Origin of the sequence: Pseudomonas sp. (genome assembly GCF_037994325.1) — a bacterium.
Taxonomy (GTDB): Bacteria; Pseudomonadota; Gammaproteobacteria; order Pseudomonadales; family Pseudomonadaceae; genus Aquipseudomonas.
Window position 1 is genome coordinate 1 of record NZ_JBBNAH010000236.1, and the last position, 19014, is coordinate 19014.

Sequence of the window (19014 nt, forward strand, 5' to 3'; positions counted from 1 at the left end):
CGCATCTTGGCTGCGTACTCGGGCACGCGGTCCTCGGTGGTGCCAAACCAGTTCATGGTTTTGCCGATACGGCGGAATTCCGGACGAAGATCGATCTCGCTGTGGCCATCGCCCATATCGCGGGCCACCGCCGTGGAGTCGGCGCTATACAGCTCACCGATGCCACTTTTGGCCACATCGAAAATCGAGGCGTGGACGAACTGCGGGTGATAGCCGTCGGTTTCGTTTTCCACCAGGAACTTCCAGTTGGACTTGGCTTTGTGTTGCAGAAAGCCGGCGGTGATTTCCACTTCGCCCTCTGGCGAGGTTTCCACCAGGGCATCCAGCGAGGCGCGGGCGGCGCCCAGGTGTTCGTCCAAGCTCGGGCCTTCGGCGGCCATGCTGCCAAACACAAAACCCTGGTAGATGCCGACCCGGGCGACTTTGCTCATGCCCAACTGGCTGCGGTCTGCACCTTCGTAGCCGGCAGCAAACGGATAGCCGCGCAGATTACCGTTATTGGCGAAGGTCCAGCCGTGGTACGGGCAGGTGAAGGAGCCGCGGTTACCGCGATGCTCCAGGCAGACCTGGTTGCCACGGTGCGGGCAGCGGTTGAGCAGCAGATTGATCTGCCCGTCGCGGTCGCGGGTCATGATCACCGACTGCGGGCCAATCGACTTCAGGGCGAAGTCGTTGGCATTCGGCACTTCGCTGACATGGCCGACGTAGACCCAGGTGCGGTACCAGATTTTTTCCAGTTCTTGCTGGAACACCTGCTCGTCGGTGTAGAGCGAACCATGCACCCGATCGGTCTGGATCAGGTTGCTCCAGTCATGGGAGGAGTTTGCCGTAGTCATCGCGAACCTCGAGAGTAGAAAGACTCAACGCTTCGTACTCTAGGGATCGGGACCCACTCCCCCATCGTCGTTTTCGACGAATTCCCTCGCGCCGCTCTACGAACGAGCCGCCATAAGTGCGGCGGCCACTCGCCCCTGCACACGCAGATCGGCGTGATGGCGGGCCTTGGCCGGCAGAGAAATGCCAGCGAGGCTGGTGACGCTGCTCAAACACACCTCCAGCGCACGCGACTCGGGCCATACCTGGTCCGCGCAGATTCCTTGCAGCACGCAGAAGATGGCCAGACGAGTGCCATACAGATCCGCGAATTGGAAAACGCCACGTTGTTCGCCGGTTTGCAGAATGGCCTCCAGCTCAGCTTCGTACTGAGCCTTGAGCTCACACACCTGGGTTCTGCCTTCACCCTCAAGGCTGCGAAAGTCCAACTGCACAATGCGGCTCTCGGCGGGACGCGCGTAGTGGAAGTTGACGTAGACGCTCACAAAACGCCGCAGCATCTGCACGCTATCGAAAAGCTGATGGCGCTGCTCCATCCACTGCGACAGCAGGTCTTCCAGGTAATCGCAGTGCACATCCACGAGCAATTGCCCTTTGCTGCGGTAGTGGGTGTACACCGAACCCGAACGCACACCGAGCGCGGTCGCCAGCTGACGTAATGACATGGCTTCAAAGCCCTTGTCAGCCATCAGGCGGATGGCCTGGCGTTTCACTTCTTCAACCTTGCTCATGATGTAACGCCCCCTGCGGTTTTATGGCGGCGCTCAGGGTCTGCGGCAGCGCCAATGCCCTGCTCGTCGGTTTCGACGGTTTTATTGGCCACGGTGAAAATTGTCCGACAAAGGGCAGCGAGCGCTCTAGCACGCCAGTTACAAGCGCAACGCGAGAGGTGCGGCAAGCAACGCGGCGAACAGTGAAATTTCCAAGCAATTCATTGAGATAACGCAGCTTTTCCGCCAAACCAACAATGGCGGTATTTTTACCAACGTTAATTTTACAGTGTTAACAGAACCCATTTTGGCTGCTAGGGTGAAGCCATGTTCGACTGACTGGTGACCCTATGGCACGCCCCGTCTACTCCGCCGATGAAACCGAAAACATCAAACAAACCCTGATTCAGGGTGCGTTGAGCCTTTATCTGGAAGAAGGCCCGGAGAGTTTGTCGCTGCGGCAAATTGCCAAGCGCGTTGGCCTGAGCCACACGGTGGGCTACCGCTATTTCGAGAACAAGGAAGCGCTGCTCGCCGAGATGCGCCGCGCGTGCATTCTGGAGTTCAAAGCAGCGGCCATCCCGGCAGAGGACAGCGGCGAGAGCGATCCCCTCGAGCGTCTTCGCACCGCACTGATGGGCCTATTGGAATTTGGCAGCAGCCAACCGGCGAAGTACCGCCTGATCTTTTCCGATAGCCAGCCTGACCTGGCCGACTACCCCTCGCTGATGGCGCAACGCTGGGAGGTTTTCGCCTCCTGCGTAGACCTGGTGCAAGCCGCTATCAACGCAAAACGCCTGCACGGCGATGCGCTGATGTTTTCCCACGGCTTGTGGAGCCTGCTGCACGGGATGCTCTCCCTGCATGCGGCCAACCAACTGATTCACGGGCTGTCGCTGCAGCAGATGGCTGGCCCTTTGATCGACACCTTTTTGCGTGCTGGCTGCAGTGCCGCACACCCTGTTCAACAACCTGCCTGACGTAGAGGAGAAGACCATGACCAACAATAACAATGCCCTGGCTCGCTTCACCGTACCCACCGAGAAACGCGCAGCCATCGCTGAGCTGACCAACGTGCCGACCATTTCGCCCATGGTGCTGGGCCTGCTGATTGCCTCCACCGGTGGCGTGATTGTCGCCGATGTGCTGGCGGTACTCGGCCACCTCAGCTTGGGGTGGGCCTGCCTGCTCAATACCTTTCTGATGTACTGGCAATTCACCGTGGCCCATGACTCCATTCACCGCTCGGCGGCGAAAAACCAGAAGCTCAACGACCTGCTTGGGCATATCGGTATCGCCACCTTTGCGCCGCAAATCACCCTGGGGATTTTCCGCTGGGCGCATATCCAACATCACCGTTTCACCAATGGCCCAAAAGACCCGGACAATTGGATGCACGGCGCTGCCTGGAGCCTGCCGCTGCGCTGGATGTGGCTGGAAATCGGCTATCTGATCTTTATCCTCAAACACCGCGACCCTATCGGCATGCGCCAACTCAAGGCCGCTGTGCCGAACATTGTCGCCACCGCCGTAGCCGCCGCCGTGCTGACCTATTTTGGCTACGGCATGGAAGTGTTGCTGCTGTGGTTTATCCCCTCGCGGCTGACCTTCATTCTGGTGGGCTTTGTGTTCTTCTGGCTGCCCCATGTGAAGGATGACGTGGAGTCCGAGCACGACCTGACCCTGGCCACCTCCATCCGCCTGGGCAACGAAACGCTGCTGACGCCGCTGTTCCAGTTCCACAATTACCACCTGATTCACCATCTGTTCCCGACCATGCCGGCGTACCAGCATGTAAAAGCATGGAAGCTGCTCAAGCCGGAACTGATGCAGCGCAACTTGCAGATTCAGCACGGCTTTGCCATCCAACCGACTGTGCATATGGCGCCTTGAGGAGAGCAGACGATGAAACGCTGGCAATGTAATTTCTGCTCGCATATTTACGATGAAAGCCTTGGCGACCCGGATACCGGCGTACCGCCAGGCACGCGCCTGGAAGACCTGCCTGATGATTGGATGTGCCCCGATTGCGGAGCCGGCAAGGCCGACTACTTCGAAATCGATGGTTGAGTGAGCAACAACTTTTAGCCCGCGCACAGCCCTGTACGCGGGCTTTTTTTTGCCCGGTATTTCGCCACCGGCACGGGGCAAAATCGTCGATAGAGACGACCTCAGCGCCTGCCCGCCGCCCTAGCCTCTGCGCACCTAATAAAAAGCACTTCTCCCCTGCGGAAGGATGTTCGATGCGCAACCTCAGCGTGCGGTTAAAGCTGTATGTGCTCACTGCCTGCTTTATCTCCAGCCTGACCCTGGTGGGCGGCGCTGGTTGGTTTGGCATCCGCAATGCGGGCGGCGCCATGGAGGATGTAAGCAATTCATTGGTGGCGGTGGACGCCCTCGCCTCGCTGCGCCACGCACGCCTGGCGTCGGTGGCGGCCATGCAGGAAGGCGCGAGCTGGCGGCCGGAAGCCTTTGATGGATACGACGACAAGAGCGATGGGCTGGCCGAAGCCCACGACCTGTTTGGCGATATTCTCAGCCGCCACCGCGCAGCCTTGGCATTGACTGAAAAGGCCTTTGCCACCTACGCCGCGCAACCCAAAAACAGTGAAGAGCAAGCCCTGTGGGATGAGTTCAGCCAGCGCTGGGAAGACTTCAAAAGCGCCGATGAAACCCAGACGCAAATCTGCCAGAGCCTGATCGCGGCCAGCGCCTGGGAAGACGTGCATATCCGCTTTCTTGATCTGCTGGCTAACACGCCCTCCTGGGCCGGCTCCATCCATGCCATGGGCGAGCCGCTGGAGAAACTGGTCAAGCTAGGTGTGGCTCAGGCCGAAGCGGCCCAGCGCGATGGCGAGACCTTTATCGGCACGGCGAAAAAACTGATCGTCAGCCTGTTTGCTGTGGCCATTGTCAGCCTGTGCCTGTTTGCCATGCTGATCGTGCGCAGCGTGGTGCTGCCGTTGCAGAGCCTGCGCAGCACCATCGAGCAAGTAGGCACCTCCAACAACTTCGCGCTGCGTGCTCAGGAAGGTGGCCGTGACGAAGTGGGCCAGGCCGCCAGTGCGTTCAATCTGTTGCTGGAAAGGGTGCAAGGCGCGCTGGTGAAAGTAATGGGCGGTGCCGGCAAAATCGACCAGGCGGCCTCGCAAACCAGCGCCATGGCGCAGCGCGTGGCCAGCAGCGCAACGCTACAGAACGAAGCGGCTGCCGCGATTGCCAGCGCCATTGAACATATGAGCGCGGCCATCGCGCAAATCAGCTCCAGTACCCAGGACGCCCGGGCGCGTGCGCAAGATGCGGCCACCGCGGCGGACTCCGGCGCCACGGCGATTCAGCGCACCTCGCAGGAAAATGACCAGGTGGTGCGCGAGGTGAATAAGGCCAGCGACACCATTAGTGCGCTGGGCACTGAGTCCAACCGGATTTCCACCATCGTCAAGGTGATTCGCGAGGTGGCCCAACAAACCAACCTGCTGGCGTTGAACGCAGCGATTGAAGCCGCGCGTGCAGGTGAGCAAGGCCGCGGCTTTGCGGTGGTGGCCGATGAAGTGCGCCAGTTGGCGGAACGAACACGCAGCTCGGCGGATGAAATTCGCGAAATGGTTGGCGCCATGCAGGCCTCAGTCAAACAGGCCATGGACGACATGGCCGGGGTGGCATCGCGCACCCGGGAAAGCCGCGCCTTATCGGAAAACGCAGCCGCGAGCATGAGCGACATTCTCACCAGCGCCAGCCAGGTCTCCGAGGCCATTGGCGAGGTGTCTGCCGCGCTAGCCGAACAAGACCGCAGCGCCCAAGCCATTAGCCGGCGCATCGAAGCGGTGGCGCTAATGAGCGAAGAAAACTGCGACACCGGCAACCACGCCGCCGAGGTTTCCCGTGCCCTGGACGGCGCGGCAGGCAGCCTGCGCTTGGCTGTCGATCAGTTCCAGGTGTAACGCCGCCCCGAGATAAAAAAACAGCAAATAAACCCGCTCTGCGCGATTGACAGGCGGAATTTGATCACCCTAGACTCGGCACTATAACGAACGTTATATAAAGCTTCGTAAGTCCCGAAAAAGGCAGCTCGCCAAAGCCGCCGAAACAATTCCAAGAACGAGGACAGTTCATGCAAAACGTCGATGTAATCGTTGCAGGCGCAGGTCATAACGGCCTGGTTTCCGCGTGCTACCTGGCCAAAGCCGGTCTCAAAGTGTTGGTGGTGGAAGCTCACCAAACGCCGGGCGGCATGACCTGCACCAACCCCATGGCCCCTGAAGCACCAGAACACATCATCAACGAGGCCTCGATTCACGCCTCGATGTTCCGCATGTCGCCGATCAACGACGAGCTGGAGCTGGAAAAGAAATTCGGCCTGCGTCAGCGCCTGATCGACCCGTGCCACTACCAACTGTGCTCCGACGGTGATGCCTCCTTCGGCATGTGGCGCGATGCCAACCGCACCGCCAAAGAGATCTCGCACTTCTCCAAGAAAGACGCCCAGGCCTGGCTGCAAATGTCGGAAACCATCGACGCCGCCCTACGTATCGGTCTGCCATTGGCCATGGAAAACCCGACCAAACCGAGCTTTAACGCCATGTTCAAAGTGCTGACCAAAGCGGTCGGCAACCTCAAGCACCTGGGCCCGATTGCCAAGCTGATGACAGGCACCCACGCCGGCACGCTCGAAGAGTTGTTCGAGACCGATATCGTCCGCGCCGGTCTGCTCACCGGCCTGCCCTTCATGGACTTCCGCGCCGACCACAGTTCGTTCGCCATGGTTTATTTGGGTGTGCTGCAAAAGTACGGCGTCACCATGTTTGAAGGCGGCACCGGCGGTTTCCCCGCCGCGCTGATTCGTTGCCTGGAAGCCCATGGCGGCAGCGTGCGCTGCAGTGCCAAGGTCAAGCAGATGCTGGTGGAAAACGAACGTGTGGTGGGTGTGGTGCTGGACGACGGCGAAGAGATTCGCGCGAAAAAAGGTGTGGTCACCGCCTTCAGCCCGAAGATGGTCCTGAACCATATGCTGCCCGAAGGCTTGCTCGACCACCCGACCCAGGTGAAGGCCAAGTTTATTCCGACCGCCAACCGCGGCATCGCCGACTACAAGCTGAACATCGCCCTCAAAGGCAAAATCACGCCAACCCGCAGCGCCACCTGGCGTAAGGCGCAAGGCTGGGACGGCAATATGCGCTTGGGCACCTTGCAGTGGTCCACCTATGAAGACGGCCGCAAGGCTTACACAGATTGCATTCGCGGCCTGGTGCCGGATGTGATTGCCGGCCTGTCGCAGATCACCACCGAATTCGACCCGGCCATGGCCCCGCCCGGCCACGACACCTTCTGGTTCTGGTCCGGCCTGATTCCGTTCGAGCCGCACATTGGCTGGGACAAAGCCCGCGAGCAGATCACCAACACCCTGGTGGCCGATGCCAGCCGCATTTATGACGGTATCGAAGAGTTCGAAATCGCCCGCCGGCCGCTGTGCCCGCCAGATATCGAGAAACGCTTCCACGCCATCGACGGCAGCGTTTACCACTGCGACCCCTATATCACCCGCTTTGCCCACAACCGCCCGGCCAAAGGCCTAGCGGGCTACAAAATCCCGGTTCAGGGCCTGTACCTGAGCGGCTCGGGCACCCACCCGAGCGCGGGCATCTGCGGCCTGCCCGGTCGCAACGCGGCCCTTACGGTGCTCAAAGACAGCCGCTAAGCGCGCACACAACCCACCCACCAACAACAAGACGGGTAAACCCTCATGTCATTTTTCGATAAATGGATGGAAACAGTCGTCGGTCAGGCACTGCCTGTACCCGCCGATTACATGGCCAATGAGCTGATCGGTAACCTCTTTACCATCTGGGCCGGCGGTTTTGGCTTGGCGGTACTGCCCTGGGCGCTGTATCGCTACTTCAAACACAAGGACGATATTCCGGGGCTGATGTGTATCGGCGGCTTTATCTGTTCGCTACTGGAACCGATGCTCGACCACCTCGGCCACCTATGGTGGCCAACCAACCTGCCCGGCCCAGCGTTTGTCGGTTTCGACCTGAACGTGCCTTGGCTGATTCCACCGTGCTACGTGTTCTTTATCGCCATGACCGGCTACTGGGCGTACCTGAAGATGAAGGAAGGCCTGGATGTGAAAGGCGTGTTTGTCATCTGGCTGATCATTTCCATGAGCGACGTGATCATGGAAATTCCGGGCACCGCCACGGGCGCGTACACCTACTACGGCGACGCCTCGTTCAAGATCTTCGGCTTTCCGGTCGCCTGGGGCTGGATGAATGGCACCTCAATGCTGCTGGTGGGCTTCCTGCTGTGGCTGGTTAACCCTTACCTGGCGGGCTTCAAACGCTGGTTTATCGTGCTGGTGCCGATCACTGCGATGGGCGCGGCCTACGGCATGGTGTCGTGGCCGTACTTTATGTCGCTCAACTGGGATATGCCGTGGATCGCCACGCGTTTGCTGACGTTGTTGTCGCTGGCCCTGTCGCTGGTGGTGGTGGGCTTTACCGCTGCCCTGGTGGCCCGCACAAAAAACGCCAAAGACCCGCTGCCGCACCTTAAAGCCGTGTACAGCTAAGCACTACCGCCTAACCAGTGTGGCCGGGTGGGCCCGCCGTAGCGCAGCCCGCTCGGACCACCCGATAAAAATGGAAGCGGCTATGAACGCAGTTGATTTAAGCCTTCACCCTCTGCCAGAAAAGCAGAAAAAGCGCATTCCCGGCGACGAGCTCATCTGGCTCTTTTTGCTCGGTGACATGGTCTGCTTTGCGATGTTTTTCGCCCTCTATTCCTATACCAAGAGCAGCCATAACGCGCTGTTCGTGGAAGCCCAGCAGGCGCTAAACCTGCACACCGGCTCGATCAATACCCTGCTGCTGTTGGCCAGCTCGTGCTTTGTGGTGATCGCGGTCAAAGCGGCGCGCCTGCAAATGGCCAATACCTGCCGCTGGTTCCTGCTGCCGGCTGTGCTGTGTGGCAGCGGGTTTGTAGCGATCAAGTTGTTCGAGTACCAGGAGAAAGCGGCCCTGGGCATCAATTTTCTGACCAACGATTTCTTTCTTTTCTACTACCTGATTACCGGCATGCACTTCGCCCATGTGCTGCTCGGGCTGCCTCTGCTGGTGTACTTCGCCGTGGTAATTCGCGAAGGAAAGCTGGACGCCAAAACCATCAACAATCTGGAGAGCAGCGCCATTTTCTGGCACATGGTCGACCTGCTGTGGATTGTGATTTTCCCGCTTATCTACTTGGTGCGCTAAGAGCATGAGAGCCCTTTTCTACTCCCGCGAAAGCCTGGTCTGGCTGGTGCTGATGACCATTACCCTGTGCTCCTGGGGCCTGGCCTGGAGCCACGGCCAACTGCTGGCGAACGTGCGCATCGAGGCGGTGGTGATTATCGCCTTGGCCTTTATCAAAGCGCGCCTGGTGCTGATGCATTTTATGGAAGCGGCACACGCCCCGCTGCAACTGCGCCTGCCGTGTGAGGCGTGGATTGTGCTCAGTGGTGCTGTGTTGATCGTGCTGGAAAGCGGGTTGATCGCCGCCTGACCTTTTTCTAGAAGAACAATAAGGACCTCGCCCAATGAAACTCACCGCCAATGACCGCTACCTGGCGATCGTACTGAAGTCTCTGACCGACACCATCGCCCCCGAGCTGCAATCGGGTAACGCTCAGGCCTCGTTGGGCATGATCAAGGGCGTGCTGAGCGAGCTGCTCAAGCGCGAGCATGTCACCGGCGAGCTGCTGCGCGACATGATCATCCAGGGTCTGGACTTACAAGACGCGCTGACCGATACCCTGCGCCTGCAAGCCGTCAGCGGCGCAGCCGGGCGAGAAGCCACGGAGGCCGTGATTGCTCGCAGCGATATCGCTTTCAACGTACTGCTGGCGCAATACGAAACCCTGAGTGCCAGCCTTGATCACTTGGCCAACCTGTTGGCGCAGTCGTCGACACCGGCAGAACAGACCGCTGCCCTGCTCAAGCGCCTGGCCGAATGGGAATTGGCCTATTACGACCGGCAGGCGCAATTGCCGGTGCCGCAAGTGCCGACGATTGCCAACCTGAAACAACCGCTGGACCTGCAACTGACCCAGGACTTTCTCAATAGCCTGGACGGCAGCGGTGGCCAGGTGGAGGTCACCCGCCTGGAACCCCTGGCCGGCGGCTTCGGCAAGCAGACCTACTTCGTGTCCTACCGCCAGCAACCAGGTGCCGAGCCCACTGAACTAGTAATTCGCAAGACCGACCCGGCGCCGATCATGACCCATGGCGCATGCGACCTGGAAAGCGAATACGCATTGTTGAAAACCATCGCCAAAATCGACTATCCCGCGCCCAGGCCACGGGACTTTGCAAAATCATTCAAAACCGTGGACGCCGACTTTTACACCATGGACCGCATCAAAGGCTCCACCCCGGGCACCTTTCTGGGCGGCCTGAGCGGCAAGGTGGACGAAGACCTGTTTATGCAGCTGGCCGAGCGTCTGGGCCAATTGCACGCCCTGCCGCTGGAGATGTTCAGCGACTACATCGCGCGCTATGAAGACCCGCGCATCCTTACCGGCACGGTGCAGGACTGCTACCGCTACAACCTCGAAGGCTGGGACAACTACATGGCCCGTGAAGGCCACCTGCCCTCGCCCTATATGCGCTGGTTGCTGCATTGGCTGCGCCACAACATTCCCAACGACAGCCGCCGGCCAATTCTGGTGCATGGCGACTTCAACATTCACAACATCCTCTTCGACAACGGCCAACTGACCGCTGTGCTGGATTGGGAATGCTCGGGCTTTGGCGCGCCGGAACAAGACCTGGCCTATATCAAGCCGCATATCTCCCAGCACATTGATTGGGACCGCTTTATCAACCACTACCTGGCCAACGGCGGCCTGCCGGTCAGCCCGGCGGCCATGGGTTTTGGCTTTGTGTACTCGGCGCTGCGCACCAACCTGGCCGGCAACCGTGGCACCAGCAATATGCAGAGCGGCCGCAACCAGGACCTGCGTTACTCCATGGTCGAGTTGGGCTTCACCCGTTCGTTTATGAGCATGGCGCTGGCCAGCGCCCAGGCCAGCGCCTGATCACCTCATTTCAAGGAGCACAGCAATGAATGTAACTGGCGGCGGCAGCGTGTTGGAGTACGGCCCAGCACAGGAAGGCCCACAAACCCCAGGTAGTGACCCGCTCTGGCAAGACAGCGTGGTACTGGTGTGGTGGGATCTGGAAAACCAGGTTGGCGGCTTTCACCGCATCGGCCATGAAGTAAATGTGGCCGGCGGCCCGCAGGTAACCCTATGGAACTACGTGTTTTCGCCCACGCATATTTTCAAGCGCGACGAGCGCATTCCCCTGCGCGATGGCGACCGCAGCGGGCGCACCTTTAACAGCGGCGACGACACCTGCATCTTCGAATACACCGACCACCCGGTATGGAAAATCAACGACACCGACGTCAGCGCCGAACTGCATGTGCAGGACTACCACGCCCCGGTGGACATCTACCCGAAAAAAGGCGCCATGGCCGATGATGTGGCGCCCAACCATATGGAAGTGGCCGGCAAGGTCAGCGGCGAACTGACCATCAAAGGCAACCACTTCAAGATCAATGGCCTGGCCTTCCGCGACCACGGCTGGGGCACGCGCAAGTGGGATGTGTTTGTGGGTCACCGCTGGATGGCGGCCACCTTGAAAGACGGCACCATGCTGTTCGCCCAGACCTTCCACAGCTCGGACGACAACCTGGTGCGCTTCGGTTGCGTGATCAAAGACAACACCATCACCTACTGCAAGTACGTCGACATTCTGGTGTACCTGGAAGCCGACGGCCTCACCCACCGCGGCGGCAACGTAGTGATGACCCTGACCACCGATGAAGTGATCGAGGTGCAATGCATTCCCCTGCAAAAAGGCATCGTCTCGTGGATTCACGGCATCGCCTGTGTCGACACCATTTGCCGGGTCGAGCACAACGGCGTGGAGGGCATTTGCGATTTCGAAGTAACCAACAATGCCCTGCGCGGAAGCCACCGACCGAAGCTGGCACTCAACGGTATTGTCGACAACGGCATGACCGAACTGGGCTAGTGCCCGTATGATTCGCCCCTGGCGCGACTCCGGTCGCCTGGGGCAAAGCCAAGGAACGCGGCGCCCTGCACCGCAGGACAGACAAAAGCATCAGGAAACCATCGGTGAAAAAGAACGAACTCAACCCGGCCAGCTCGCGCCAGCGGATTCTTGACGTCTCCACCAAGCTGTTCGCCAAACACGGCTTCGACGGCGTGACCATGCGCAATATCGCCGCCGCCTCGGAGATCACCCTGCCGTCGATTTACCACCACTTTGGCAACAAGGAAGAGTTGTTCAAGGCCGTGGAGACCGAGATGTACACCACCCACGCCAAATCGTTGCTGGAGCAATTGCAGGCCGACCTGTCGCCGGAAGAGCGCCTGCGCAACTTTGTCCACGTGATGTTCGAGCACCTGGAATCCAACCCCGACTACCTCAAGCTGCTGCAACGCAACTTGGTGGATGGCTGGGAGGAGAACCAGGCGTTTCTGGTGGACCTGTCGCTGCAGAACGTGATGGATGAGCTGAAAATTCTGCTCAACCACTACTCCGACGGCATTGGTGACGGCATTACGCCGATTGCGATCTTTTCCTTGATCCTCGGTTTTATCACCCTGCTGCCGGTGATTCGTCACCTTAAAGACCGACCACCGATCGCCAAAGCGCCTGAGCAGATGCGCGAAATGCTGGTGGGCGCCGTGATGAATTTCGTCGCCTCCAACCGCAGCCCCAAGCCCGCCTGATGGCGTGAACGGCGGCCCATAACAGGCGCACGCCCCCAGCGAGAAAATCCCGTGAGCAAAGCCAACAAAAAAACGCTGCTCTACCTAGGCCTGTGCCTGCTGGTTAGCATGTGCAGCGCAGTCGCGACTGGCGCAAGCCAACACGATATCCAGCAATTGCGCAGCCTCAGCTATTCAGTAGTCGATAACGCTCTGGTGTTTCACAACCCGTTGGGTACGCCCTACGACCCGAGCAATGCCCAGGCCTACCAGCACGATCTGCAACAACTGATGCTCAAGGCGCAAAGCCTGGGGCTGAGCGATGTCAGCGCCCGCGCCAAACAACTGAGCGCCGTCGTCGCCGACCTGCAACACCTGCCGCAAAACGCCGCCGACAGCCGCGCCACTATTCCAGCCTATCGGCAATGGTTGCCGCAGGTCATCGAACAGCATGCTGCGCTGCTCACGCTGCTTGACCAGCACTACACCAACGCGACACCTGGCAGCGCTGAGCAGCAGGCATTGCACCAATTGAGCTGGGACCTGCAACGACTGTCGCTGCACTACCAGATAACCGCCTTTCCCTATATGTCCGTGCAGGTGTGGATGCTCGACGACAGCACCCTCAATGCCCTGGACGCTACCGTGCAACAGCGCCTAAGCCAATTGCCCGCCGGCGACGACAATCTGGACAAACTCGCCGCGCGTTACCACTTCGTGCGCGGCTACCTGTTGAAAACCGGAGAAAACTGGGCCCCTAACGCCGTGCAGCGTTACCTCGCTGGCATCGCCACCGCCCTGGATAACGCGGCCGGCAAATTGCCGTTGTAGCACCTGGCCGTGCGCGTTATCTCGTCGTAAGCGACGACAGGCCGCTGGCCATGACGATGGAAAATAACCAAAACAAAAACCCGGCGGCGGCTAACCGGGAACATCCAACGGGAGTGCTCCATGAATCAGAATGTTCTGTTCATCACCGGTGCCGGCAGCGGCCTCGGGCAACTCAGCGCCAAACGTGCGCTGGCTGATGGTTGGGCGGTCGCGGCCATGGACGTCAACGCGGCCGGCCTCGAGCAACTGGGCAACTCGCCCAAACTGCTGAAGCTGGTGGTCGACATTACCGACCCGGCCGCCGTAGAAGCCGCTGTCGAGCGCTGCGAAGCGGAGTTGGGGCCGATCAGCCGCCTCACCAATGCCGCTGCCATCATGCCGCTCGGTTTGCTGATGGAGCAGCCACGCGACGTTATCCAGAAAATCATGGCGATCAACTTTGGCGGCATGGTCAACCTGTCCAAAGCCGCGCTGCCAAAAATGATTGCCCGTGGCCGCGGCGAGTTTGTCAGCTATGCGTCCATGGCCGGGCACTGGCCGATTATCTACATGGGCGCCTATAACGCCGCCAAACACGCGGTCACGGCCTATACCGAAGTGCTCTATCACGAGACCCGCAATAGCGGTGTGCGCATTGTTTGCGTGTGCCCGCCCATTGTCGCCACGCCGCTGCTAGACCAGGCCAAATCCACGGTCTGGCCGAAAATTTTCGACGTGTTTCCGCCGATCAACGCCGAGGTGGTACTGGACAAGATCGAGCGTGTGCTCAAGGGCAACAAGCTGTGGGTATTTCCCGGGCCGATGACCGCGATGTCATGGCGGCTGCGGCGCTGGATGCCGAGTACGTTGTGGTGGACGGTGCATCAGGTGGAAAAAATCTGACGCGTACCGCACTGGGTATTTTCGTCGGATACGACGACTCCGCCCCACTCGGCTGTTTTCACAATAGAGAAAAACAGCCGAGGAGCACCGTTCATGTCCGACACCAGCACAACAGAATTCCCCATCCATACATTCGTCACCCATCGGCGCACCATCACCGAGACGGACATCGTCAACTTCGTCAACCTCACCGCCTTCCACGAGCCCTACTTCATCGATATGGAGTTTCTCAAGGCCAATATGTCCGGCGCTCACCAAAACCGCTTTGCGCCTGGGCCGATGATCATTTCCTACTCGATGGGGTTGGTCTCACCGATTCTGATGAAGGTCGTCGCCGACGTATTGGAAGGCCATGCTGTGGGACCTTTCGCCGGGATGACCGGGTTGCAGGCGCGTATTCACTCCGCCGCGTTTCCCGGTGACACCTTGCACGTGGAAGGCGAAGCCAAAATCAAAGCCATCAGTAGCAGCGGCTTCACCATCCTTGATTTGCTGCATGTCACCAAAAACCAGCGCGGCGAAAAGGTCGTGGAATTCACTGAAACCGTGTTGTTCCACAAGCCCGAAGTAGCCGAGTAAATCGCGCCATCGCCCCTAGGAGCTTTCGATGACTGTCTCGCGCCCACTTCCTCTGCTCGCCAGTGCACCGAACTTTCGCGATATGGGCGGCTTGCCGGCGGCTGATGGCAGAACCTTGCGTTACGGCCAGCTGTACCGCTCCGAGGACTTTTCCAACCTCAGTGACCGCGATGCGGTATTGCTACAAAACCTTGGTGTGCAACTCTTGTGTGATGTACGCAGTGATAGCGAGCGGCGCCAGCATCCCAACCGCTGGCCGACCGACCCTGTGGGCACGCTTAACCTGAATATCGCCGCCGACCTGCGCGCGAGCCACGCCGCCATCACCCGCCTGCTCAGCGGCACACCCGGCGTGGCCGAGGCCGAACAGGCCATGCTGGTCACCTACCGTATGTTCCCGGAAGCGTTCACCTTGCGCCTGGCGCAACTGTTCGGCCGAATTCTCGCCGGCGGGCAACTGCCGCTGGTGTTCCATTGTGCTGCGGGTAAAGACCGTACCGGTTTTATCGCCGCCATCTTGCTTAGCGCCTTGGGTGTGGAACGCGAGGCGATCTATGCCGACTACTTGCTCAGCCTTGAACGTTGGCAGGGCGAACGCAGCGAAGCCGCCATTCGCCGCTACCTGCAACCGCTGTGTGACCAGGAGCCAGCGCAGGACGTGATTCAGACGCTCTGCCAGGTACAGGCGATTTACCTGGATGCCGCATTTGAGGAAATTGAGCAGAGATACGGCGGGGTTAATGACTACCTGCAGTTGATCGGCCTGCACGCCTCGGCGCAGGACCGCCTGCAAGCGCTATTGCTGGCCTGACTGCCATGACTGTCTCCGACGCAGTGCTGGCTCTGGTGCTCGCCGTGCGCATTCACGGCAACGAGGTCCAGGTACGCGCTACCGCCAAACGCTGCGCCCAACGTCTGCCACGCAGCAAGCGCTTTTTGATGTTTGCGGTTATGCAAAGCCGCGACCCGTTGCAGTTGGTGGCCCTACTGGTCACCGATCTTGATGAGTGGCAGGCACGCAAGGTTGAGGGCATATAGTCACGACGAAAGCGGCAGGGTCGAATTGCCCATCGCCAAAACGCGCAGCGCCCCCGACCCGCCTAGTGGAATCGGAACAGCATTGAGTTCCTGATAGACTTCCCCGCCCTCAACACCCCGCCTGCCAGATACCGACTATGACCGCCTCACCTGCCACAGCCCAGCCAGAACCTTCCCGCCGCTTTTCCGTAGCGCCGATGATGGATTGGACTGATCACCACTGCCGCTACTTTCTGCGCATCCTGTCGAAAAACGCCCTCCTCTATACCGAGATGGTCACCACCGGCGCGTTGCTACGTGGCGATAACCCGCAGCGGTTTTTGCAGCATGACGTGGCCGAGTACCCGTTGGCGCTGCAGTTGGGCGGTAGCGTGCCCGCTGAGTTGGCGGCGTGCGCGCGTATGGCGCAGGAGGCGGGTTATCAGGAGGTGAATCTGAATGTCGGCTGCCCGAGTGATCGGGTGCAGAACAATATGATTGGCGCCTGTTTGATGGGCCATCCGAGGTTGGTGGCTGATTGCGTGAAGGCGATGCAGGACGCGGTGTCGATTCCGGTGACGGTAAAGCACCGCATTGGTATTGATGGCCGCGACAGTTATGCCGAGTTGGTGGATTTTGTTGGGCAGGTGAAGGATGCCGGCTGCCGCAGTTTTACTGTGCATGCGCGCATTGCGATTTTGGCGGGGTTGTCGCCCAAGGAAAATCGTGAGATTCCGCCGCTGCGCTATGACGTGGCCGCGCAGTTAAAAGCGGATTTCCCTGAGTTGGAGATCATCCTCAACGGCGGCATCAAGACGTTGGAGCAGTGCCAGGAACATTTGCAGACGTTTGATGGGGTGATGCTCGGCCGCGAGGCGTATCACAACCCGTACCTGCTGGCCGAGGTGGATCAGCAGTTGTTTGGCAGCACGGCGCCGGTGATCAGTCGTTTAGAGGCGTTGCAGGCGTTGAAGCCTTATATAGCGGCGCACGTGGCCAGCGGCGGTGCCATGCACCATGTGACGCGGCATGTATTGGGCTTGGGGCAAGGGTTTGCGGGAGCGCGGAAGTTTCGCCAGCTGTTGTCGGTGGACATTCATAAAGCGCCCGACCCACTGGCCTTGCTCGACCAGGCGGCCGAGCTGCTCAGGGGTAGATAGGGTCTACCCCCGGCAAGCCAGTATTGCTGGCCTGCCCTTTCTAGACGTGTTGCTTACTCGTTTACTTCGATTACCACGCGGCCCTGTTTTGGGCATTTTTCCATGTAGCGGTGGGCTTCGACGAAGTCGGTAAAGGCAAAAACCTTTTCCACCCGTGGCAGCAGTACGCGGTCGCGGGCCAGTTGGTTAAGTGCGGTTAAGGCACTGGCTACGGCTTCTTTGTCCGGCGGAATATCCAGTTCGGGCTTGCCGGTAAAGTTACCGATGCAGTGCACGAAGAATTGGATGTTCTTCTGGAACGCGGCGCAGGCCGGGAATGGCGTCTGGTTACCGCCTTGCAGGCCGTAGAGCACCAGGCGACCACGCGGGGCAATCACGTCACCGAGCAGGCACATTTGCGGACCACCCAGGCCGTCGAGCACCACGTCTACACCACGGTTGTCGGTGTATTTGTTGATGGCCACGACCAGGTCTTGCTCTTCGGTCACGATGACTTTGTCAGCGCCCAAGGCCAATAGCGCCTCGCGGTCGTCGCCGTCTTTAGTGGCGGCGATAACCCGCAAGCCTAGGGCTTTACCCAGTTGCACAAAGGCCGGACCGGAGCAGTTTGAGGCGTCGGTGATCAGCACGCTCTGCCCGGCTTTGGCCTTGGCCAATTCCACGTAGGCGAAATAGGCGATCAGAAACGGCGTGTAAAAGCCGCTGGCTTCGACGGCGCTTAATACGTCGTCGGGGTAACGGGTCAGGGACGCCACTGGCAACACCAGTTCGTCGCCGTAGCCGGGGTATTGGTTGGCGCTATGGCCGGGGAAGCTGGCGACTTTATCGCCGACTTTAAATTCTTCCACGCCAGCACCAACGGCAGTCACCACGCCGGCCACTTCCTGGCCGATGCCAGCAGGCAAACGGGCCGGGCTGGGGGCCAGGTTCTGGCGCCAGAGCACGTCGTGCCAACTTACGCTGATGGCTTCAACCCGCAGCAAAACCTCTCCAGCCGCCGGTTGTGCGGTGGGTTGTTCTTCCAGCTTGAGCACTTCAGCTGGGCCGAACTGATGGAAACGGATTACACGGGACATCGCTCACCTCGCATGTGGACTCCCAATGGCCACGGACTTTATCGGGGCTTTACCAGCAAAACCACCCGCGTCTATCAATAGTCGACATAAACACCAATGATGGCCGACCTTGACGCCAGCCTCGCCGCCCGTCAGCCTTTCGCTCCAGGGAACAGCTCCAGAGCACTTCTGGTACAGGGTAGCGCTGAATGAATCGTAACGACCTCCGCCGCGTAGATCTCAATTTGCTGATCGTATTCGAGACGCTGATGCACGAACGCAGCGTAACGCGTGCGGCGGAAAAGCTGTTTCTCGGCCAACCGGCAATCAGTGCTGCCCTTTCGCGGCTGCGCAGTTTATTCGACGATCCCCTGTTTGTGCGAACTGGCCGCAGCATGGAGCCTACGGCGCGGGCTTCGGAGATCTTTGGTTTGCTGTCGCCGGCGCTGGATTCGATTTCTACCGCCGTCAGCCGCGCTTCTGAATTCGACCCGGCGACCAGCACTGCCGTCTTTCGTATAGGCCTTTCCGACGACGTTGAGTTCGGATTACTTCCGGCCCTGCTGCGCCGCGTGCGTGCCGAAGCGCCTGGCGTGGTGATTGTGGTGCGCCGCGCCAACTACCTGTTGATGCCCAATTTGCTGGCTTCCGGCGAAATTTCCGTGGGCGTGAGCTACACCGATGAGCTGCCGGCCAACGCCAAGCGCAAGACCTTGCGCAAAAGCAAGCCGCAACTGCTGCGCGCGGATTCGGCGCCGGGCAAGCTGACGTTGGATGAATACTGCGCGCGGCCCCATGCACTGGTGTCGTTCGCTGGCGACCTGAACGGCTTTATTGATGAGGAGCTGGAAAAGGTCGGGCGCAAGCGCAAAGTGGTGCTGGCTGTGCCGCAGTTCAATGGCTTGGGCACGCTGCTGTCGGGCACCGACTTGGTCACCATCGTGCCCGACTACACCGCGGCAGCCCTCACCGCATCAGGTGGCGTGCGGTCCGAGGATGTACCGGAAGGCATCCCGGCGCGCTCTTTTGAGTTGTCCATGGCCTGGCGCGGCGCGCAGGATAACGACCCCGCCGAGCGCTGGTTGCGTTCGCGGATTCAAATGTTTGTCGGCGATCCGGATAGTTTGTAACGGCGTCCAACTCGCCACGATCGGTAGGGTGTGCTG

At 59.7% G+C, this 19014-nt stretch carries 21 protein-coding genes; 18 read left to right on the forward strand and 3 right to left on the reverse strand.

All coding sequences use genetic code 11. The features are described from left to right. Together AAAB16_RS07840 and AAAB16_RS07845 are read right to left on the reverse strand one after the other, a co-directional pair. Nucleotides 1–836: aromatic ring-hydroxylating dioxygenase subunit alpha (locus tag AAAB16_RS07840; RefSeq protein ID WP_340662843.1), on the reverse strand; the 836-nt coding region annotated here is incomplete at its 3' end. Between the two features lie 96 nt (nt 837–932). Then, complete coding sequence (locus tag AAAB16_RS07845) at nt 933–1565, reverse strand: TetR/AcrR family transcriptional regulator (protein ID WP_340662844.1); 633 nt, start codon at nt 1563–1565, stop codon at nt 933–935. 329 nt (nt 1566–1894) lie between these two features. On the opposite strand from AAAB16_RS07845, the gene AAAB16_RS07850 reads away from it, so the two are divergent. The 17 genes from AAAB16_RS07850 to dusA all read left to right on the forward strand — a co-directional run bounded on the left by AAAB16_RS07850 (nt 1895) and on the right by dusA (nt 16793). After that, complete coding sequence (locus tag AAAB16_RS07850) at nt 1895–2524, forward strand: TetR/AcrR family transcriptional regulator (protein ID WP_340662845.1); 630 nt, start codon at nt 1895–1897, stop codon at nt 2522–2524. A gap of 16 nt (nt 2525–2540) precedes the next feature. Continuing rightward, a complete protein-coding gene (locus tag AAAB16_RS07855; RefSeq protein WP_340662846.1) occupies nt 2541–3437 on the forward strand; it encodes a fatty acid desaturase in 897 nt (298 codons plus the stop codon). A gap of 12 nt (nt 3438–3449) precedes the next feature. Next, nucleotides 3450–3614 carry a rubredoxin gene (locus tag AAAB16_RS07860; protein WP_340662847.1) on the forward strand — a complete coding sequence of 55 codons (165 nt, stop codon included), beginning with the start codon at nt 3450–3452 and terminating at the stop codon, nt 3612–3614. Nucleotides 3615–3787: 173 nt separating this feature from the next. Continuing rightward, on the forward strand, nt 3788–5485 hold the full coding sequence (locus AAAB16_RS07865) for a methyl-accepting chemotaxis protein (protein WP_340662848.1): 1698 nt from the start codon (nt 3788–3790) through the stop codon (nt 5483–5485). A 170-nt stretch (nt 5486–5655) separates the two neighbouring features. After that, complete coding sequence (locus tag AAAB16_RS07870; protein WP_340662849.1) at nt 5656–7239, forward strand: NAD(P)/FAD-dependent oxidoreductase; 1584 nt, start codon at nt 5656–5658, stop codon at nt 7237–7239. A 45-nt stretch (nt 7240–7284) separates the two neighbouring features. Next, nucleotides 7285–8112 (forward strand): hypothetical protein, encoded by an 828-nt coding sequence (locus tag AAAB16_RS07875; protein ID WP_340662850.1) that lies wholly within the window; start codon nt 7285–7287, stop codon nt 8110–8112. A gap of 82 nt (nt 8113–8194) precedes the next feature. Continuing rightward, nucleotides 8195–8794, forward strand: a complete 600-nt coding sequence (locus AAAB16_RS07880) for a cytochrome c oxidase subunit 3 (RefSeq protein ID WP_340662851.1) — start codon at nt 8195–8197, stop codon at nt 8792–8794. A gap of 4 nt (nt 8795–8798) precedes the next feature. Next, entirely contained in the window at nt 8799–9083 is a 285-nt protein-coding gene (locus AAAB16_RS07885) for a cytochrome C oxidase subunit IV family protein (protein WP_340662852.1), read from the forward strand. Nucleotides 9084–9117: 34 nt separating this feature from the next. Further along, nucleotides 9118–10617: a phosphotransferase family protein gene (locus tag AAAB16_RS07890; RefSeq protein WP_340662853.1), complete on the forward strand. Its 1500-nt coding sequence runs from the start codon at nt 9118–9120 to the stop codon at nt 10615–10617. A 25-nt stretch (nt 10618–10642) separates the two neighbouring features. Continuing rightward, the gene (locus tag AAAB16_RS07895) at nt 10643–11620 is read left to right on the forward strand and encodes a hypothetical protein (protein ID WP_340662854.1); all 978 of its coding nucleotides are present in this window, start codon (nt 10643–10645) and stop codon (nt 11618–11620) included. Nucleotides 11621–11724: 104 nt separating this feature from the next. Then, the gene (locus tag AAAB16_RS07900) at nt 11725–12345 is read left to right on the forward strand and encodes a TetR/AcrR family transcriptional regulator (protein ID WP_340662855.1); all 621 of its coding nucleotides are present in this window, start codon (nt 11725–11727) and stop codon (nt 12343–12345) included. A gap of 51 nt (nt 12346–12396) precedes the next feature. Then, nucleotides 12397–13155, forward strand: a complete 759-nt coding sequence (locus AAAB16_RS07905) for a hypothetical protein (RefSeq protein ID WP_340662856.1) — start codon at nt 12397–12399, stop codon at nt 13153–13155. A gap of 120 nt (nt 13156–13275) precedes the next feature. Next, nucleotides 13276–14037: an SDR family oxidoreductase gene (locus tag AAAB16_RS07910; RefSeq protein WP_340662857.1), complete on the forward strand. Its 762-nt coding sequence runs from the start codon at nt 13276–13278 to the stop codon at nt 14035–14037. A 93-nt stretch (nt 14038–14130) separates the two neighbouring features. Further along, entirely contained in the window at nt 14131–14616 is a 486-nt protein-coding gene (locus tag AAAB16_RS07915) for a MaoC family dehydratase (protein ID WP_340662858.1), read from the forward strand. A gap of 28 nt (nt 14617–14644) precedes the next feature. Then, nucleotides 14645–15427, forward strand: coding sequence for a tyrosine-protein phosphatase (locus AAAB16_RS07920; protein WP_340662859.1), 783 nt, complete (start codon nt 14645–14647; stop codon nt 15425–15427). Nucleotides 15428–15432: 5 nt separating this feature from the next. Next, nucleotides 15433–15654 carry a hypothetical protein gene (locus tag AAAB16_RS07925; protein ID WP_340662860.1) on the forward strand — a complete coding sequence of 74 codons (222 nt, stop codon included), beginning with the start codon at nt 15433–15435 and terminating at the stop codon, nt 15652–15654. 137 nt (nt 15655–15791) lie between these two features. Beyond that, nucleotides 15792–16793, forward strand: coding sequence for a tRNA dihydrouridine(20/20a) synthase DusA (gene dusA, locus AAAB16_RS07930; RefSeq protein ID WP_340662861.1), 1002 nt, complete (start codon nt 15792–15794; stop codon nt 16791–16793). 53 nt (nt 16794–16846) lie between these two features. On the opposite strand, the gene AAAB16_RS07935 is transcribed toward dusA, so the two are convergent. Next, nucleotides 16847–17869 carry a zinc-dependent alcohol dehydrogenase family protein gene (locus tag AAAB16_RS07935; RefSeq protein WP_110614011.1) on the reverse strand — a complete coding sequence of 341 codons (1023 nt, stop codon included), beginning with the start codon at nt 17867–17869 and terminating at the stop codon, nt 16847–16849. Nucleotides 17870–18057: 188 nt separating this feature from the next. Between AAAB16_RS07935 and AAAB16_RS07940 the strand changes: the two genes are divergently transcribed. Further along, a complete protein-coding gene (locus tag AAAB16_RS07940) occupies nt 18058–18978 on the forward strand; it encodes a LysR family transcriptional regulator (protein WP_110614012.1) in 921 nt (306 codons plus the stop codon). Nucleotides 18979–19014 lie beyond the last annotated feature (36 nt).

Bases quoted from the DNA above. Each gene is read 5' to 3' on its own strand.
- AAAB16_RS07845 (WP_340662844.1), bottom strand. From the start codon at position 1,565: ATGAGCAAGGTTGAAGAAGTGAAACGCCAGGCCATCCGCCTGATGGCT.
- AAAB16_RS07850 (WP_340662845.1), top strand. From the start codon at position 1,895: ATGGCACGCCCCGTCTACTCCGCCGATGAAACCGAAAACATCAAACAA.
- AAAB16_RS07855 (WP_340662846.1), top strand. From the start codon at position 2,541: ATGACCAACAATAACAATGCCCTGGCTCGCTTCACCGTACCCACCGAG.
- AAAB16_RS07860 (WP_340662847.1), top strand. From the start codon at position 3,450: ATGAAACGCTGGCAATGTAATTTCTGCTCGCATATTTACGATGAAAGC.
- AAAB16_RS07865 (WP_340662848.1), top strand. From the start codon at position 3,788: ATGCGCAACCTCAGCGTGCGGTTAAAGCTGTATGTGCTCACTGCCTGC.
- AAAB16_RS07870 (WP_340662849.1), top strand. From the start codon at position 5,656: ATGCAAAACGTCGATGTAATCGTTGCAGGCGCAGGTCATAACGGCCTG.
- AAAB16_RS07875 (WP_340662850.1), top strand. From the start codon at position 7,285: ATGTCATTTTTCGATAAATGGATGGAAACAGTCGTCGGTCAGGCACTG.
- AAAB16_RS07880 (WP_340662851.1), top strand. From the start codon at position 8,195: ATGAACGCAGTTGATTTAAGCCTTCACCCTCTGCCAGAAAAGCAGAAA.
- AAAB16_RS07885 (WP_340662852.1), top strand. From the start codon at position 8,799: ATGAGAGCCCTTTTCTACTCCCGCGAAAGCCTGGTCTGGCTGGTGCTG.
- AAAB16_RS07890 (WP_340662853.1), top strand. From the start codon at position 9,118: ATGAAACTCACCGCCAATGACCGCTACCTGGCGATCGTACTGAAGTCT.
- AAAB16_RS07895 (WP_340662854.1), top strand. From the start codon at position 10,643: ATGAATGTAACTGGCGGCGGCAGCGTGTTGGAGTACGGCCCAGCACAG.
- AAAB16_RS07910 (WP_340662857.1), top strand. From the start codon at position 13,276: ATGAATCAGAATGTTCTGTTCATCACCGGTGCCGGCAGCGGCCTCGGG.
- AAAB16_RS07915 (WP_340662858.1), top strand. From the start codon at position 14,131: ATGTCCGACACCAGCACAACAGAATTCCCCATCCATACATTCGTCACC.
- AAAB16_RS07920 (WP_340662859.1), top strand. From the start codon at position 14,645: ATGACTGTCTCGCGCCCACTTCCTCTGCTCGCCAGTGCACCGAACTTT.
- AAAB16_RS07925 (WP_340662860.1), top strand. From the start codon at position 15,433: ATGACTGTCTCCGACGCAGTGCTGGCTCTGGTGCTCGCCGTGCGCATT.
- dusA (WP_340662861.1), top strand. From the start codon at position 15,792: ATGACCGCCTCACCTGCCACAGCCCAGCCAGAACCTTCCCGCCGCTTT.
- AAAB16_RS07935 (WP_110614011.1), bottom strand. From the start codon at position 17,869: ATGTCCCGTGTAATCCGTTTCCATCAGTTCGGCCCAGCTGAAGTGCTC.
- AAAB16_RS07940 (WP_110614012.1), top strand. From the start codon at position 18,058: ATGAATCGTAACGACCTCCGCCGCGTAGATCTCAATTTGCTGATCGTA.